Source organism: Neisseria subflava (assembly GCF_003044935.1).
In the GTDB taxonomy this organism is placed as follows: domain Bacteria; phylum Pseudomonadota; class Gammaproteobacteria; order Burkholderiales; family Neisseriaceae; genus Neisseria; species Neisseria subflava_E.
In genome coordinates this window covers 965,205-981,841 of the sequence record NZ_POXP01000001.1, presented here as the reverse complement: position 1 = coordinate 981,841, position 16,637 = coordinate 965,205, and the positions used below count along the sequence as shown (strand labels likewise).

11 protein-coding genes are annotated in these 16,637 nt (G+C 52.2%); 6 read left to right on the top strand and 5 right to left on the bottom strand.

Annotated features, from left to right (window positions below):
- Positions 1–51: 51 nt before the first annotated feature.
- A complete protein-coding gene (gene recG / locus DBY95_RS04735) occupies positions 52–2,091 on the top strand; it encodes an ATP-dependent DNA helicase RecG (protein ID WP_107723674.1) in 2,040 nt (679 codons plus the stop codon).
- 66 nt (positions 2,092–2,157) lie between these two features.
- Here recG and gdhA read toward each other — a convergent pair whose 3' ends face one another.
- Positions 2,158–3,492, bottom strand: a complete 1,335-nt coding sequence (gene gdhA, locus DBY95_RS04730) for an NADP-specific glutamate dehydrogenase (RefSeq protein WP_003745850.1) — start codon at positions 3,490–3,492, stop codon at positions 2,158–2,160.
- A 414-nt stretch (positions 3,493–3,906) separates the two neighbouring features.
- Between gdhA and DBY95_RS04725 the strand changes: the two genes are divergently transcribed.
- Positions 3,907–4,701, top strand: coding sequence for a thymidylate synthase (locus DBY95_RS04725; protein WP_107723548.1), 795 nt, complete (start codon positions 3,907–3,909; stop codon positions 4,699–4,701).
- Between the two features lie 59 nt (positions 4,702–4,760).
- On the opposite strand, the gene DBY95_RS04720 is transcribed toward DBY95_RS04725, so the two are convergent.
- Positions 4,761–6,197, bottom strand: coding sequence for a transferrin-binding protein-like solute binding protein (locus DBY95_RS04720; RefSeq protein WP_107723547.1), 1,437 nt, complete (start codon positions 6,195–6,197; stop codon positions 4,761–4,763).
- 362 nt (positions 6,198–6,559) lie between these two features.
- On the opposite strand from DBY95_RS04720, the gene smc reads away from it, so the two are divergent.
- Entirely contained in the window at positions 6,560–10,045 is a 3,486-nt protein-coding gene (gene smc, locus DBY95_RS04715; protein WP_107723546.1) for a chromosome segregation protein SMC, read from the top strand.
- Positions 10,046–10,138: 93 nt separating this feature from the next.
- On the opposite strand, the gene DBY95_RS04710 is transcribed toward smc, so the two are convergent.
- From DBY95_RS04710 to pmbA, 3 genes are all read right to left on the bottom strand, one after another.
- Positions 10,139–10,648, bottom strand: coding sequence for a cold-shock protein (locus DBY95_RS04710; protein ID WP_107723545.1), 510 nt, complete (start codon positions 10,646–10,648; stop codon positions 10,139–10,141).
- 154 nt (positions 10,649–10,802) lie between these two features.
- Positions 10,803–11,972 (bottom strand): glycosyltransferase, encoded by a 1,170-nt coding sequence (locus DBY95_RS04705; RefSeq protein ID WP_039861987.1) that lies wholly within the window; start codon positions 11,970–11,972, stop codon positions 10,803–10,805.
- 87 nt (positions 11,973–12,059) lie between these two features.
- Complete coding sequence (gene pmbA, locus DBY95_RS04700; RefSeq protein WP_107723544.1) at positions 12,060–13,391, bottom strand: metalloprotease PmbA; 1,332 nt, start codon at positions 13,389–13,391, stop codon at positions 12,060–12,062.
- A 124-nt stretch (positions 13,392–13,515) separates the two neighbouring features.
- Between pmbA and yjgA the strand changes: the two genes are divergently transcribed.
- The 3 genes from yjgA to recJ all read left to right on the top strand — a co-directional run bounded on the left by yjgA (position 13,516) and on the right by recJ (position 16,634).
- Entirely contained in the window at positions 13,516–14,049 is a 534-nt protein-coding gene (gene yjgA / locus DBY95_RS04695) for a ribosome biogenesis factor YjgA (protein ID WP_107723543.1), read from the top strand.
- Positions 14,050–14,120: 71 nt separating this feature from the next.
- Complete coding sequence (locus DBY95_RS04690; protein WP_107723542.1) at positions 14,121–14,831, top strand: hypothetical protein; 711 nt, start codon at positions 14,121–14,123, stop codon at positions 14,829–14,831.
- Between the two features lie 102 nt (positions 14,832–14,933).
- Positions 14,934–16,634, top strand: coding sequence for a single-stranded-DNA-specific exonuclease RecJ (recJ, locus tag DBY95_RS04685; protein WP_107723541.1), 1,701 nt, complete (start codon positions 14,934–14,936; stop codon positions 16,632–16,634).
- Positions 16,635–16,637: the final 3 nt, after the last annotated feature.

Here is a 16,637-nt window from a genome sequence, read left to right as displayed (position 1 = left end):
TTTTTGTTTTCGGATAAAATACAGCAAACTTTAAATCAGCTGCCTTTTAAGATGACGCCCGAAACCCAAAAACAGCTCAAAATTACTGATGTTTCTGCCAAGAAGCTCGACAAGCTCAACCTCCATACTGCATGGGATTTGGTGTTGCACCTGCCGCTGCGTTACGAGGACGAGACGCACATTATGCCGATTAAGGATGCACCGATCGGGGTGCCGTGTCAGGTCGAGGGCGAAGTCATTCATCAGGAAGTGACATTTAAACCGCGCAAACAGCTGATTGTTCAAATCGCCGATGGTTCCGGCAGCATCCTTTTTCTGCGCTTCATCCACTTTTACGCCAGCAACCAGAAACAGATGGCGGTCGGCAAGCGCATCCGCGCCGTGGGCGAAATTAAGCATGGGTTTCACGGCGACGAGATGATTCATCCCAAAATCCGTGATGCTGAAAACATCGGTTTAGCGGAAAGCCTCACACCGATTTATCCGACCGTAAATGGTTTAAACCAACCTACTTTGCGCCGTATTATTCAGACGGCCTTGGACGTTACGCCGTTGCACGACACGCTCCCCGATACTTTATTAGGTCGTCTGAAATTGCCGCACCTCGCCGAAAGCCTGCGCCTTTTGCATTCACCGCCGCCGAGTTTCACTATTCATCAACTTTCAGACGGCACGCTGCCTGCATGGCAACGGCTCAAATTTGACGAACTTTTGGCGCAACAGCTTTCCATGCGCTTGGCGCGGCAGAAGCGTGTCAGCGGCTCGGCCACAGCATTGGGCGGCGACGGCACATTGACTCAAGCCCTGCGCAACGCCTTGCCGTTTGCCCTGACCGATGCGCAAGAAAAAGTTGTTTCCGAAATCTGCCGCGATATGGCGCAAACCCACCCCATGCACCGCCTGCTGCAAGGCGATGTCGGCAGCGGCAAAACCATTGTTGCTGCTTTGTCCGCGCTGACCGCCATTGAATCTGGCGCGCAGGTGGCTGTAATGGCACCAACCGAAATCCTTGCAGAACAGCACTTCATCAAGTTCAAACAATGGCTTGAGCCGTTAGGACTCGAAGTCGTTTGGCTCTCCGGTAGCCAGCGCAAAAAAGCCAAAGACGAAGCTAAAGCCAAACTGGCTGACGGCTCTGTCAAAATTGCCGTCGGTACGCATGCCCTGTTTTCAGACGACGTCGAGTTCCAAAATCTGGGCTTGGTGATTGTGGACGAACAGCACCGCTTCGGCGTCGCCCAACGCCTCGCCCTCAAAAACAAAGGGCGCGACGTCCACCAGTTGATGATGTCCGCCACGCCCATCCCGCGCACACTTGCCATGAGTTTCTTCGCCGACTTGGACGTATCCGTCATCAACGAATTGCCGCCAGGACGTACGCCGATTAAAACTCGCCTCGTCAACAACGTCCGCCGCGCTGAAGTCGAGGGCTTCGTCCTTAATATTTGTCGCAAAGGGCAGCAGGCATACTGGGTTTGTCCGTTGATTGAAGAGAGCGAAACCCTGCAACTGCAAACCGCCACCGAAACCCTCGAGCAGCTTCAGACGGCCTTGCCCGAACTCAGCATCGGCTTAGTACACGGGCGCATGAAGGCCGCCGAAAAAGCCGAAGTCATGGCGGAATTTGCCGCAGGCCGTCTGAACGTCTTGGTCGCCACCACCGTCATCGAAGTCGGCGTAGATGTGCCCAACGCCGCCCTGATGGTGATCGAACACGCCGAGCGCATGGGCTTGGCGCAGCTGCATCAATTACGCGGACGGGTAGGGCGCGGCGCGGCAGAAAGCGTGTGCGTCCTTCTGTTTGCAGAACCCTTGAGCGAACTTGCCAAGGCGCGGCTGAAAGTCATCTACGAACACACCGACGGCTTCGAAATCGCCCGCCAAGACCTCAACATCCGCGGCCCCGGCGAATTTCTCGGCGCGCGCCAAAGCGGCGTCCCCATGCTGCGCTTCGCCAACCTTGAAGAAGACCTGCATCTCTTGGAACAGGCGCGCGAAATCGCCCCTTTGCTGATTGAACAAAACCCTGAAATCGTCGAAGCGCATTTGGCAAGATGGCTTTCCAGCAGGGAAGGTTATTTGGGCGTATAAAATTTGCAGGAAAAGAAAAAGGCCGTCTGAAAACAGACGGCCTTATGATTTGCGTTGATGTAGCCTTTAGAAACCTTGCGCCAACATAGCATCGGCAACTTTGACGAAACCGGCAATGTTCGCACCATTGACGTAGTTCACTTTGTCGCCGACTTTGCCGTATTTCAGGCAGGATTCGTGGATGTTGTGCATGATGTCGAACAGGCGTTGGTCGACTTCTTCACGTGTCCAAGACAGGCGGATGGCGTTTTGACTCATTTCCAAACCTGAAGTCGCTACGCCGCCGGCGTTGGAGGCTTTGCCCGGAGCGTAGAGGATGCCGGCTTTGATAAATTGTTCGACTGCGCCCAAAGTTGACGGCATGTTCGCACCTTCGGCAACCACATAGCAACCGTTTGCCAGCAGGATTTTGGCAGCGTCTGCGTCCAATTCGTTTTGGGTGGCGCAAGGCAGGGCGACTTCGGCTGCGATGTTCCACGGTTTTTGGTTTTCAAAGTATTGCAGGCCTTGTTCTTTGGCGTAAGTGGCGACGCGTTCGCGGCGTACTTCTTTCAGCTCGATCAAAGCGGCCAGTTGCGCTTCGGTCATACCGCTGTCAGGGAAGAGGACAAAGCCGTTGGAGTCGGAAACGGTCAATACTTTTGCACCCAGTTGGATGGCTTTTTCGGCAGCGTATTGCGCCACGTTGCCGGAGCCGGAAATCAACACGCGTTTGCCTTCGATGCTGTCGTTGCGGGTTTCCAACATAGCTTGGGCAAAATACACGCAACCGTAGCCGGTGGCTTCAGGGCGAATCAGGCTGCCGCCCCATTCGAGGCCTTTGCCGGTCAGGACGGAAGCAAATTCGTTGCGGATTTTTTTGTATTGGCCGAACAGATAGCCAATTTCGCGGCCGCCTACGCCGATGTCGCCGGCAGGAACGTCGGTATCAGCACCGATGTGGCGGTAGAGTTCGGTCATAAAGGCTTGGCAGAAACGCATTACTTCGGCATCTGATTTGCCTTTAGGATCAAAGTCGGAACCGCCCTTGCCGCCGCCCATAGGCAGGGTGGTCAACGCATTTTTGAACACTTGTTCAAAGGCGAGGAATTTCAACACGCCCAAATCGACGGTCGGGTGGAAACGTAAACCGCCTTTGTAAGGGCCGATGGCGGAACTCATTTGAATGCGGTAGCCGCGGTTGACTTGAACTTGGCCTTTGTCGTCCATCCAAGTGACGCGGAACATAATCACGCGCTCCGGTTCAACAATACGCTCAAGCAGGCTTTGTTGGGTGTATTTCGGGTTTTTCGCCAAAAACGGGTCGAGGCTCATGAACACTTCTTCAACAGCTTGGTGGAAGGGTTCTTGGTTGGGGTTGCGTTGTTTAAGATTGGTAAACAGGGTGTTCAGGTCAGTCATTTTTCAACTCCTATTGAGTGAGATGTTTCAATATTTATGTTTTGAAATATAGCTGTAAAAATTTTACTTGCCAAGGAAAATTTTGCCTAGATTGTTGACATTATTTTTTTACCAATTTGTAAAAATGGAATTATATTTCAAATTTAATTAAAAATATTTAAATATATTTTCTTAAATATATTTTATTAAAAATAAAATGCTGAGTAATTAAACTAGAAAATGTTGAAAATTTTTTTGTAAAAATTTAATTAAGCTCAAAAATTTGTGTAAATTAGCGCTAAATTGTCAACATTGTTAATGAGTGTACTACGCGAATATGGGGAAGATTGCCCCATTGAAGACAGAGAGGCAGGCCGTCTGAAAATTCGGTACAATACGCATCAAACTCCCACAACACATACATTAAGGAAACCCATGAAAGCCTATCACGACCTTATGCGCCATGTTCTCGACAATGGTATCGACAAATCCGACCGTACCGGCACCGGCACGCGTTCTGTATTCGGCTACCAAATGCGTTTTGATTTGAGTGAAGGCTTTCCGCTATTGACCACCAAAAAACTGCATCTGCTCTCGATTATTCATGAGCTGCTTTGGTTTCTTAAAGGCGATACCAACATCAAATACCTGAAAGACAACAACGTTTCCATTTGGGACGAATGGGCGGACGAAAACGGCGATTTAGGCCCGGTTTACGGCTACCAATGGCGCAGCTGGCCCGCGCCCGACGGCCGCCATATCGACCAAATTGCCAATGTGGTGGAACAAATCAAAAAAAATCCCGACTCGCGCCGTCTGATTGTATCGGCATGGAATCCGGCTTTGGTCGATGAAATGGCTTTGCCGCCTTGCCACGCTCTGTTTCAGTTTTACGTTGCCAACGGCAAACTGTCTTGCCAGCTTTACCAACGCAGCGCCGATATTTTCCTTGGCGTACCGTTCAACATCGCCAGCTACGCATTGTTGACCATGATGATGGCCCAAGTATGCGGACTGGAAGCAGGTGAGTTTATCCATACGTTTGGCGATGCGCATTTGTATAGCAACCATATCGAGCAGGCCCAACTGCAATTAAGCCGCGATTTCCGAAAACTACCGACCATGAAAATCAACCCTGAAGTCAAAGACTTGTTTGCCTTCAAATTTGAAGACTTTGAATTGGAAGGCTACGATCCGCATCCGCACATCAAAGCAGCCGTATCGGTGTAATTCAAGTTAAAAAACAAAAGGCCGTCTGAAAATTCAGACGGCCTTTTGTTTAGGCAGGTTTATTGACGTTTCGCGCCATAGCCACCGATTAAGTGTTCGGTTGCATCTTTGTTTTTCAAGCCGTAAGTGCCGCCAATTTCTGCAGCATTGGGGCCGTAGAATTTGCCGTTCAGGTTGCCGCTTAATTTGTCATCAGCCGTGCTGACTTTACCGGAGAAGAGGTTGCCGTCTTTCCAGCTTGCCGTACCTTTGAAATCGTAGTTTTTATCTGCTTGGGATACGCGCTTACCATTTTCCAAAGTATGGAAGTGTGAGTTTGACGTTTCAAAACGGACACCTTTGAGGCCGAAATCAACGATAGCCATGACATTGGAAGTCAACTGACGATTGTTCTTGTCGGTAACCACATAGGCAGTGGAAATACCTTTGTAGGTGGCTGTACCTTTTGCAGGCAGGGTAGTGAAGACAGTCTCATCACCCAAGCTTTGGTAGCCTTGGTATACATGTCCTTTAGGGTCGGTGTAATGCGCGAAGGTTTGATATGTCCAGCCGGCTGCGGAAGGATCATGCAACACAATTTTGGTGCCGTCATCAAAGTTGATAACATAAACGCCATCGAATTGTTTATCGAAGACTAAGCCATTTTTATCAGTGCGGAAGTAGGCTAACTTATCGCTGTCAATTTTATTAAAGGTTGCCAGACCAGTACGATGTTGCAGATTTTTTTGGTATAAAGAGTCTAATTCTTCAATTTTAGCTTTAATTTCCTTTATTTTGTCATGATCAACTTGACCAGACTCTGAGTTTTGTTCTTTTTTTAGATTTTCTTTTTCAGCTTCTAACTTCTTATAAAGTTCAACAATACGTTCATCCAAAGTTGATTTACCATATGCGAATTCGGTATTTTTCTCTTTGCCTGTTTGTTCGCTGACATCAGTTTGAGTATTGCCTTTTGAATATACTTTGGCAATAACAGAAGCGTAGCTTGTCCATGTAGGTTGGGTTGCGTTGCCATCAGTGGTCTTGTTAAATAACACAACGCCGTCCATTTTGACTTCATCATTGCTGTTAAAGTCAATAGAACTGATCAGACCATTTTGGTTGCGGTCTTGATTGTCTGTTTGGAACATTTTGCCTGCGGCATCTTTGCGGATTTGGACGTTAGGATTGGATTGTTGTGCACCTTTGGAAGATATGAAATGTGTGTGCAAAGGCTGGGTAACGTTGGCCGGATCGATTGGAGCTTCATCGGTCAGTTTGGCGAGGTTGTCGGCACTGTTGGTGAGCGTAGTAGACGGCTCTTTTTGATTGTTGGCATTGCTGTTGTTGGCAGGATTGCCATTATTGCCAGCAGAGTTGCCGGTATTATTGGTAGGAGTCGCGCCGGTGCTTAAAGCAGATGAACCGCCGCCTCCGCCACCACCGCATGCGGACAAGATGGCTGTGCTGATGGCTGTAAAAACGATGGTTTTAAGTTTGGTTTGGATGTTTGACATGAGATTCCCTGTATGGTTATTCGCTTGATTAAAAGGTCGGAGAGATCGTTTATCTGATTTTTAAACCTTTAATATCTGATAATAACCATAAATCATAAAAAAATAAACAGTTTGTTTGCATTTCTGTACAAAAATTAATCAAAGGGAAGATGGTTGGGTGGATATTTTCTTAGTTAATTGTTTTATATGAATTTATTTTGAATATTTTAGTGAGTTCTATAGCTAGTCTGTTTCTTTTTAACAAACTTTTCAGACGGCCTTTTGAAGATAAAAAAGCAGTCGGACTTTATGGATGCTTTTCTCTCAACGGATAAGCGTATTTCCGTTAAAATACGCCTTCTTTTCCGATTCGAAACATTGCCATGCGCCTTACCCACATCAAACTCTCCGGCTTCAAATCTTTTACCGACCCGACTGCGATTCATGTGCCGGGGCAGCTTGTTGCGGTCATCGGGCCGAACGGCTGCGGCAAGTCGAATGTGATTGACGCGGTGCGCTGGGTGTTGGGCGAGGCTTCGGCGAAGCAGCTTCGCGGCGAGAGTATGCAGGACGTGATTTTTAACGGTGCGGCGACGCGCCGTCCTGCGCCGAGGGCTTCGGTGGAGCTGGTGTTTGACAACAGCGACCACAGTTTGCAGGGGGCGTGGGGGCAGTATGCCGAGGTGAGCATCAAGCGGCAGCTGACGCGTCAGGGAGAATCGACTTATTTCATCAACAATCAGACCGTGCGCCGCCGCGACATTACTGATTTGTTTCTGGGTACGGGCGTGGGCGCGCGCGGTTATGCCGTCATCGAGCAGGGGATGATTTCACGCATCATCGAAGCGCGGCCGGAGGAGTTGCGCGCCTATATCGAGGAGGCGGCGGGCGTGTCCAAATATAAGGAACGCCGTAAGGAGACGGAAGGCCGTCTGAAAGGCACACGCGAGCATTTACAGCGTTTGGGCGATTTGCAGAACGAGTTGGCGCGTCAGGTGGAAAAGCTCGAGAAACAGGCGGAAACCGCCGAACGCTACAAATCCCTGACCGCGCAGTTGAACCAGCAACAGGATTTGCTCGATTACGCCCAATGGCAGCAATCGCTTGCCGCTGCCGACAAAGCGACCGCGCAGCATCAGTCTTTGCAGGCGCAGCAGGACGAAACCGCCGCGCAGGTTCAGGCATTAAACGACGAAGTACACACCTTGCAGACCGCCGAACAGTCGCAACAGCAGGCGGTACATGAATTGAGCAACAAACGCGGTGTGTTGCGCGAGCAGATTGCCCGTTTGGAAGAACAAATCCGCCATCAGCAAAACCTGCACCAACGCATCGAACGCGACAAGCAGGCAGCGCAGGCGCAGTTGCAGCGCATCCATCAAGAACAGCAGCAAATCCGCGTCAAGCTGGAAGAAAACGAGTTGCAGGTTGAAGAAAAACAAACCGAGCTGGCGGAGTGGGCGATGCAGGTTGCCGAACACGAAGAGCGTCTGCCCGAATTGGAAGAAGCACAAGCTACGCTCAATGCTGCCTTCCAGACCCAGCAGGACGAGGCAAACCGTATCCGCCGTGAACTGGCGTTGAAGCAGCAGCAGCTTGCCCATGCCGAACAAACGATTGCCAAGCATGAAGAGCGCAAAGGCCGTCTGAAGCAGGAAAACCAAGCCCTGAACCTGCCCGATGAAGCCGAAACCGCTGCAGCGCAGGAAGCCGCCGCCTTGTTGCAAAGCCAGCAAGAACATTACGAAGAACAAATCATTGCCGCCGAAGAAGCCTTACACGCTGCACGTGAAGCGTTTCAGACGGCCTCAAACCGCTTCCAAAGCCTGAAGCAGCAACATATTACCTTGCAGGCGCAGCAGCAGGCGTTGTCGCAAATCCTGTCGCAGCAGCAGGAAGCTGCCGACTTCTGGCAGGTAACCGACCACGCCGCCGCGCCGCAGCTGTGGCAGCACATCACCGCGCCCGCCGAGTGGCAGCACGCCTTGTCCGTCATTCTTGCCGAACGCCTGCACGCCCGCGCCGTGCCGCACGGCTTCGTGCCGCCCGCGCCTTTGCCGCAGGGACAGGCAGCATGGCTTTCAGACGACCTCTCCGGCGGCATCAAAAAATCCCTGCCCGTACAGGCATTGCTGAACCAAATCCAAGCGCAGCCGCCGTTTCAGACGGCATTGCACCACTGGCTCGACGGCGTATTGTGCGCGCCCAATTTAAGTTACGCCCTCGCGCATCAAAGCGATTTGGGCGCACACCAAATCTGGCTCACGCCCGAAGGCCATCAGGTCGATAAAGTCAGCGTCCTGCTCTATGCAAAACCTGCGCAGGAAAGCCTGATTGCCCAAAAAGCGCGCCTCGACGGCATTGCGTCCGAACTGGACAACCTCGCCCCCGAACTCTCCGCTGCCGAAGCCGCGTTCAAACAGGCGGAAGCCGCCGTGCGTTCGTCCGAAGTGCAACATAAAAACCTGATGCAGCAACAGCAGCAGCACACGCGCCAATACAGTCAGGCGCAGCAACGCGCCGCCGAACTTCTGGCGCGCACCAACCAAGGGCAAATCCGTCGCGAACACATCGAGCGCGAACTGGCGCAGTTGGCGGAAGAACAGACCGTGTTGCAGCACACGTCCGACGGGCTTTCAGACGACATCGTTACCTTGCAAGAGGCCGCCGCCGAACTCGAACACCAACAGCAGACCACCGCGCACAGCCGCCAAGAGCAGCAAGGCCGTCTGAAACAGGCGCAGCTTGCCCTGTTGGAAGCCAACCGCCAATACGGACTGGCCGAAGTCGCCGTTCACAAGCTCAATCAGCAAAAACAAAACTACCAACAGCAAATTGTCCAGCTTGAACAACAAACCTTCGATTGGCAGGAACGCCAACAAGAGCTTGCACTTGCCTATGAAACCGAGTTCCAAAACGACGAACAGCACATCAAGCTTGAAGAGTTGACCGAAGCCGTACAGACTTTGGACGAAGAGTATATCGCCGTGCAGGACAAACTCGCGCAGATTCAGGAGCAGGGCAGGGAGCAATACGCTAAAGTGCAAACCCTGCAAACCAAGCTGCCGCAGCTTCAGGCCGCCACCCAAACCGCCCTGTTGCAACAACAGGAAGCCCTGATTAACGCCAAACGCTACCATCAAAACCTGACCGAACGCGCCGCCGATTTGGACGCGCTCGAAGCGTTGGCGAAAGAATCGCCGAAAGTATTGAACAGCAGCATCGGCAGCCTCACCCAGCAAATCGAAGCCCTCGGCGCCGTCAACCTCGCCGCCCTGCAAGAACTCGAAGAAGCGCGCGAACGCGACGGCTACTACCGCAGCCAGAGCGAAGACGTGCAGGCCGCCATCACCCTTTTGGAAGAAGCCATCGCCCAAATCGACGACAAGACCAAAGCGCGTTTCAAAGAAACCTTCGACGCCGTCAACGGCAAAGTCCAAACCTTCTTCCCGACCCTCTTCGGCGGCGGCGAAGCCACCCTCAAAATGATAGGCGACGACCTCCTGACCGCCGGCGTGTCCATCATGGCGCGCCCGCCCGGCAAGAAAAACAGCACCATCCACCTCCTCTCCGGCGGCGAAAAAGCCCTCACCGCCATGAGCCTCGTGTTCGCCCTGTTCAGCCTCAACCCCGCCCCCTTCTGCCTTCTGGACGAAGTCGACGCCCCGCTGGACGACGCCAACACCTCGCGTTTCTGCAACCTGGTCAAAGAAATGTCGGCGCAAACCCAGTTCCTCTACATCTCCCACAACCGCCTGACCATGGAAATGGCAGAGCAGCTCGTCGGCGTAACCATGCAGGAAAAAGGCGTATCACGCGTCGTCGCCGTGGACATTAAACAGGCGTTAGAAATGGCTGAGCCGAATTGAGGTAAGAATAAAGGCCGTCTGAAAGAATGAGGAAGAAATCTATCATTTCATCTTCCCATTTTTTCAGACGGCCTTTTTTTATTGGATAAAGCGTTATTGTTTCGACGTATTATCTTTGGCGCGTTGAGGCTGCCCCGAGCGTTGGTTGCTGCGGTTGACGGCATCGCGCCATGCTTTGCGTTCGGCTTCGATTTTGGCGGCTACTTCGTGAACCATGGTTTCTTGTTTTTTGACGGCCGGCTCTTTGGGTGTGTTGTCGGAAAAGTGGAGTCCGTACCACAAGGCGGCGAAAATGCTGCAGACGAAGATCACGGCAATCAGGCCGACGATGGTTTGTTTGCCGGCGAGGGGTTTTTCTGGGGGAGGGACGAGGACATCGAAGCAGTCGGCGCAATCGAGGGCGAAGCAGACGTTTTCGGCTTCTTTGCGGCCGCGCCGACCTTCTGTGATGTTGAAGGAGATGTGTTGCCCTTCGGCCGGTAGGCGGGTAAGGGTGGTGAAGGCGGCAAGGGCAAGAAAGATTTCTTGGCCTGTGTCTTCTATGGTAGCGGCGCCGAAGCCGCGCTTGCTGTTCCAGCGAGTAATCGTTCCGTAATAGCGCATAATGTATGTGGGGATATTATTATAGGTAACAATTTTTCCTTGGACTGATTCTAAATCAAAAAGTTTGGTTATTGTCTTAATTTTACACTAGATTTGTCTTGTTGGAAGAAGGCGGGCCGTCTGAAGGATTTCAGACGGCCTGCATGGTTTATGCCTATTTATTAAGCACTTTTTGGAAGGTGTCGATCAGGTGTTGCGCTATGGCTCGGCTGCCGAATTGTTGCAGGCAATCTTGGCGCAAACGGACGGGATCGTAGTGTGCATGGTTTTCGTAGAGGATGAGCAATGCTTTGGTCAGTTCCGGTATGTTTTCGATTGGCACCAGCAGGCCGTTGTCGGAAGTAACGATGGATTCGGGACCGCCGCAGCGTGTGGCGATAACGGGCAAACCTTGCGACAGTGCTTCGATATAGACGACGCCGAAAGTCTCGGTACGGCTGGCGAGGACGAATGCGTTGCTGTGGCGCATGAGGTCTAGGGTTTGGTCGGTAGTCAATGCGCCGGTAAAGGTAACGGCGTGGTTGATGCCCAAGTCGCTTGCCAGTTGTTTCAGACGGCCTTCTTCTGCGCCGCCGCCGCCGATTTTGAGTTTGAGCTGCGGATAGGTTTTGAGTGCTTCGGCAAAGGCAGGCAGGAGTAGGTCGTGGCCTTTTAGGTGGCGCAGGTGGGAGACGCTGCAGAAGGTGAAGTCTTGATGGTTTTTTTCGGGGAACTCGAAATCCTGTTCAAAATTGCCGCCCAGCATATTGGGCAGGTATTGCCAGTCTGTACCGGCGTAGGTTTTTTCGAGAATGCGGCAAAAATCACGGCTGACGGCAAACCGGGCCGCGCTGTGGCGCACGGCTTCGTGCATGGACGGCCATTGGTTTTTGCGGACAAGGCCGCGTGAAATGGCGCTGCTGTGTTCGGTAATCACATAGGGAATGCCGTATTTTTTGAAGATGGCGCAGGCCAAAATGGCGGCGTAGTTGACGCAATGGGCGTGAATTACGTCGGGTTTGCCGTTGTCGGCGATGTAGGCTTCAAAAGCTTTCATGCCTGCGTTGACCCAGCGGATGCGGTCGATGTCGACAACCGGGCAGCGCGGGAAAAAATACATGCTGTCGTAGGCGTAAGTGTTGAGTCCACCTTGCTGATGGCGGCGCAGGCCGTAGAAGCGCGAGAAGATGGTTTTCGGCTGGCTCCTCAAGTAGCGGAACATGGGAACGACCATGCCGATTTTCATGCCTTCGCATTGCAGGGCTTGGGCTTGGAGGCGGAAAAAGATTCCGTCCACGTCGGTTTCGGAAGAGGGGTACCAAGAGGGGATGACGACAATATGCATGATGTGTTTTTTATGGAAGTAGATAACGGCGAGGCCGTCTGAAAAGAAAAGATATCTTTCAGACGGCCTTTTGTATATTTAGTTCAATCAGTTGCCGGCAACCGTCATTTTGGAAACCAAGACGGAGCCGATTTGGTTGGACGAACGGCGTAATGCGTCGTCTGCCACGCCGGTGATGTCACGGTACATATCCTGCAAACGTCCTGCAATGGTGATTTCCTGAACCGGATAGGCAATGACGCCGTTTTCCACCCAAAATCCGGCCGCGCCGCGCGAGTAGTCGCCGGTAATGGTGTTGACGCCTTGTCCCATCAATTCGGTAACCAGCAAACCTGTCCCCATTTCTTTCAACAGGTCGGCCTGCGTGGCGTGGGTGTGGTTCAGATACAGATTGTGCGCGCCGCCGGCGTTGCCCGTTGTCTGCATACCGAGTTTTTTCGCGCTGTAACTGCTGAGGAAATAGCCTTCGACTATGCCGTCTTTCACCACAAAACGCGGCTGCGTGGCGACGCCTTCGGCATCGAAATAAGTGCTGCGGAACGAGCGCAGGATATGCGGCTCTTCACGAAGGCTGAGAAACTCGGGCAGCACCTGTTTGCCGATGCTGTCAATCAGGAAGCTGCTTTGGCGGTAGAGCGCGCCGCCGCTGAGTGCGCCGATAAGGTGGCCGATTAAGCCGATAGCGACAGTGGTGTCGAACAGTACGGGATAGCTGCCGGTCGGAACGCTGCGGCTGTTCAGACGGCGTAAAGTCCGTTCGGCTGCGGTTTGGCCGATGAGTTCAGGCGCATCCATGTCTTCGTGACGGCAGGAAGAATCGTACCAATAGTCGCGCTGCATGCCGTGTTCGTCGCTGGCGACAACGCTGCAAGAAATGCTGTGGTGCGTGCTTTGCTGGTGTGCGGCAAAGCCGTGGGTGTTGCCGTAAACGTATTGGTAATGGCCGGTATGAACCGATGCGCCTTCGGAGTTTTCAATGCGTTTGTCCGTTGACAGCGCGGCCTGTTCGCATTGCTTGGCCAAATCAATGGCGGATTCGGTACTCAAATCCCATTCGTGGTAGCGGTCGAGGTTGCCGATATGGGTTGCCATCAAGGCAGCATCGGCAAGGCCGGCGCAATCGTCTTCGGCGGTATAGCGCGCAATATCGATGGCGGCTTTGACCGTATCTTGCAGGGCGCGTTCGGAGAAGTCGGCCGTACTGGCGCGGCCTTTGCGTTGGCCGACATAGACCGTAATGTCTAGAGATTTGTCTTGTTGGAACTCGATTTGTTCGATTTCGCCCAAGCGCACGCTGACGCTTTGGCCGAGCGACTCGCTGAAATCGGCTTCGGCCGAGGTGGCGCCGGATTGTTTGGCCAAATCCAGCGTGTGTCCGCACAAGCGCAACAGCTCGTCCGGTGTGTGGTTAAACAGCATAAAAAGGTTTCCTGACAGGGTTTTGCGGCATTTTAACCGTTTCAGACGGCCTCTGCAAAAATCGCACGGAAAGGCCGTCTGAAAACTGATAAAATAGGCAGATTCAGAAAATCAGGGAAACACAATGTTTGAACAAGAAGACGAATGGGTCAGCAAAACCCAAATGAAAAAGCAGATGAACGATTTGCAGGCTTTGGGTATGGAATTGACCAAGCTTTCCAGCGATACGCTGAAAAAAATCGGCTTGGACGAAGAGCTGTTCGAGGCCATCGTTACCTATAAAAAAATCACGTCCAACAGCGCACTCAAACGCCAAGCCCAATTTATCGGCCGCCTGATGCGCGATACCGACCCTGCGCCCATCGAAGCCTATTTGGCCAAACTGCGCGGCGACAATACGGCACACAATGCCTTTTTGCAACGCGTCGAGCAGGTGCGTACTCGACTGTTGGCAGACGATGGCGCGATTACCCAATTTATGGCCGATTTTCCGCAAGCCGATGCCGGCAAATTGCGTACCTTGATCCGCAACACTAAAAAAGAACAGGAACAAAACAAACCGCCGAAAAACTTCCGTGCGCTGTTCCAAGAAATTAAAGCAGTGATGGAGGCCGGTCAATCCGACGCTTCAGAAGAAGGGCAGGATTGGGAAGAATAAACCTTAAGGCCGTCTGAAAACCGATTGCAGGTTTCAGACGGCCTGTATCGTAATACCGAAGGAGGATGACCATGAAATTTCGCCACTCTGCAACCGCCTTGCTGATTGGTGTATTGACCCTCAATGGATGTACTACCGATCTTTGGGAAAGAAATAACCCTTTCCATCAAACCACAACTGAAAAAACCGTTGCCAAAGACAATATTCACGCATTTGGCGTGGTTGCCAAAGACAATACGCAACTGGAAACAGGCAGCTTGGTCATGATGGGTGGAAAATATTGGTTTGTCGTTAATCCTAGAGATTCGGCCAAATTGAAGGCGGTTTTGGATGCAAAGCTGAGCAAACGATTTCAAATGGTTCGGCAAAATCCAAAACAGGTGTATGAGGCTTTGCCGGTCGAATTGAAATCCCCTGAAGCGCAAACTTTCCGCTCGAATTTCTGCCTGCGTTACGATACTCAAAAAGCTGCCGAGATTGCCAAGTTAAAACAGCTGGCGTTCAAGCCGGTCGAACTTGATGGTAAAACTGTCTACACACGGTGTATTTCTACCGAAGGTCATTATTATGCAACGCCGAAAAATGTTGCCGAAGACCGCCGTTTTGACACTGCCGTCCCGGTCAGAATTTATTATGTGGAAACCAAAAAAAGTACCGATGTTCGGAAGTTGACGGGGAATATCCTGAAAACGCCATTTACATTGGCTTTGGACGCAGTCGGCGTAGTGATAGCAGGCTCATATGTCGTGATCGGTGAAATTATCGATGCTTCACGCAAATAATATCCAAGGCCGTCTGAAAACGGATTGCAGGTTTCAGACGGCCTCCTCCTTAAAATAAATGCTTAAAAAAATTAATTTTCTCTCTATTTAATCCCACACACCATGTCCGTCAAAATCCAAACACGTTCCATTAATCCGACTGTTTTTAACGACTTGCTCACTGCCGGTACCGATCCTTTGATTGCGCGGCTGTGTGCTGCGCGTGATGTGCAAAGTCCGGCCGAGTTGGACGACAAGCTTGCTGCGCTTTTGCCGTATCAAACGCTGACAAACTGCGAAGCCGCCGCCGTCCGTTTGGCGGATGCGATTGAGCGTCAGGAAAAAATCCTGATTGTCGCCGACTACGATGCCGACGGTGCGACAGCGTGTTCCGTCGGTATGAGCGGTTTGGCGGCGATGGGGGCGAAAGTGGATTTCCTTGTGCCCAACCGCTTTGAGCACGGCTACGGCTTAACGCCCGAGCTGGCTGAAATCGCCGCCACGCAAGGCGTGGATTTATTGGTGACGGTGGATAACGGTATCGCCAGCATTGCAGGCGTGGCGCGTGCGCAGGAATTGGGTTTGGATGTGATTGTGACCGACCACCATCTGCCTGCCGAGACCGTGCCCGACTGCATCATCGTCAATCCGAACCAAAAAGGCTGCGGTTTCCAAAGCAAAAGCTTGGCGGGCGTGGGCGTGATTTTTTATGTGTTGATGGCTTTGCGCGCCGAACTGCGCCGCCGCAATTATTTTTCAGACGGCCTGAAAGAGCCGAATCTGGGCGACCTTTTGGATTTGGTCGCACTCGGTACCGTTGCCGATGTCGTTACTTTAGACCACAACAATCGTATCCTCGTATCGCAAGGGTTGAAACGGATGCGTTTGGGTAAAATGCGCCCCGGTATCCGTGCCTTGTTTGAAGTGGCACGGCGTGATTGGCGCAAGGCTCAGCCGTTTGATATGGGTTTTGCACTGGGACCGCGCATCAACGCGGCTGGACGGCTGGACGATATGTCGGTCGGTATTGCCTGCCTGTTGGCGCGAGATGATGCCGAAGCGCAGGAACTGGCGGCTCAGTTAAATAACCTTAATATCGAACGCCGCGAAATCGAGCAGTCTATGCTGCAAGACGCGTTGAATGATTTTCCCGAAATCCTGCCTCCAGGTCAGACGACTTTGGTGGCGTATCGCGACGACTTCCATCAAGGCGTGGTCGGTATTGTTGCCAGCCGCCTTAAAGACCGTTTTTATCGTCCGACCATCGTGTTTGCGCCTGCCGACAACGGCGAAGTGCGCGGTTCGGGTCGCTCCATTCCCAATCTGCACCTGCGCGATGCTTTGGACTTGGTGTCTAAACGCCATCCCGATTTGATTTTGAAATTCGGCGGACACGCAATGGCGGCGGGTTTGAGCATACTTGAACACAATATTCCCGCATTTCAGACGGCCTTTGAAGAAGCCGTGCGCGAGATGGTGTGCGAAGACGATTTGTCGCAAACCTATATTACCGACGGCAGCCTGCCTGCCCGCGATATTACGCTGGAACAGGCGCAAAACCTTGCCCGACACGTTTGGGGGCAGGGCTTCGCGCCACCGAGTTTTACCGACGAATTTCACGTCATCCGCCAGCAACCTTTGGGCGCAGAAGGCAAACATAAAAAAGTCTGGCTACAAAAAGACGGCTACGAATTTGAAGCCATGTTTTGGCGTTGCAGCGAAGACATTCCCGAATACATCCGCACGGTGTACCGCCCCGTAGCCAACGAATGGCGGAACAATCTCGAATTGCAGCTTTATATCGACTACTGGGAAGCCGCGTAAGTA